1 protein-coding gene is annotated in these 1,185 nt (G+C 60.2%); it reads left to right on the forward strand.

What is annotated here, in order from left to right; translation table 11 throughout:
• Window positions 1–614 precede the first annotated feature (614 nt).
• On the forward strand, window positions 615–1,185 hold a 571-nt coding region (locus H5U08_RS19385), incomplete at its 3' end, for a hypothetical protein (RefSeq protein ID WP_297037004.1).

Raw genomic sequence — 1,185 nt, forward strand, 5'->3', positions numbered from 1 at the left:
ACGTTGGATCATCCATTTCGCCCACCGGGCCCTAACTCTTCGGGTCAGTTATCGTTTGACGGTAGGGGCCATTCATGAATGGCCCCTGCAGCACGCTGCGCCGATGCCATCTCGGCGGTTTCCGCAATAGTAACGATGAATCAAAAGCCGGGCCGGGAGAGCGCGGCTGTCCGACGAGTGGGCTTTTCATCCTTCGCGGCAATGGTCCTCATTGATTATCGCTCCTCTCTCAATTATAACCCCTGGTGACTTGGCTTTCGGTTGTGGCGCCGACGGGGACCGGGCTTTGTCGGCTTTTGGAGGCCCCCCACAGCTTGCGTTGGCCGGGGGAGTTCGGTTTCCGCTGCACCGGACGACCGGAAAAGGCGAAAGCTGCCGCCTCACTTGGCATGCTCGGGTGGGCGGCCGTCGTTCCCGAGTTGGCTGCCGAGACACCGGAAAGCCTCTTACGGGCCGCCCGAGAAGTCTGGACAGGCTGGGCGCAGCGGTAGGCATTCCTGCAGGACGGGCTCGGTCCTCGCTACGATTTACCCCATCCAGGGCCGCGGGTGCGGTGTCCCCGAAGACCGATTGCGTCTCAGAAACAAACTGCCGTCGTTCTCTGGAGGTGTCGCATGACTCACCGTCATCATCGCTGCGTGCAGAAGGCCTGGTTGTGCGTCATTTGGGTTCTACTGGTCGTCATGGGGGGGCGTGTGACGACCCCGTTCGCCATTGGCTCGGATGCCGAAGCGATCGGCCAGCAGGGACCGGCCACCCACGTCGGCCAGGAAGGAAACACCTGGGTACTGGAAAACGCTGTTCTGAAGGTGGTTCTCGAACCGCAAACGGGCGCGTGGGAGGTTCTCGACAAACGGGTTGGGCATAAGTGGAGCTCGGTCGTCGAGGACTCCAAGCGGCGTGAAGTGCTGAGAAATTTTCAAAAGGCGGGAAACGATGCGCTTTCCTGCGAGACGACCCTCTTCTGGAGAGATAATAAACCTTATCCGGGCACGGTGACCATTCGATTGCCAGCGAATTCCGCCGATCTGATGATGACGGTGGATATGCCGGATCGCGAGGTTCGCTTTTCCAACCAGCGGTTCTGGACGCCTCTCTTTTACAGAAGTGAGCATGGGGCCATCGCCATCGCGGATTACTGCAACGGACACCTTTACCCCGTGGCGGAAGAACAGCTCCCCCGGC

Source organism: Thermogutta sp. (genome assembly GCF_014359955.1).
Classification (GTDB): domain Bacteria; phylum Planctomycetota; class Planctomycetia; order Pirellulales; family Thermoguttaceae; genus Thermogutta.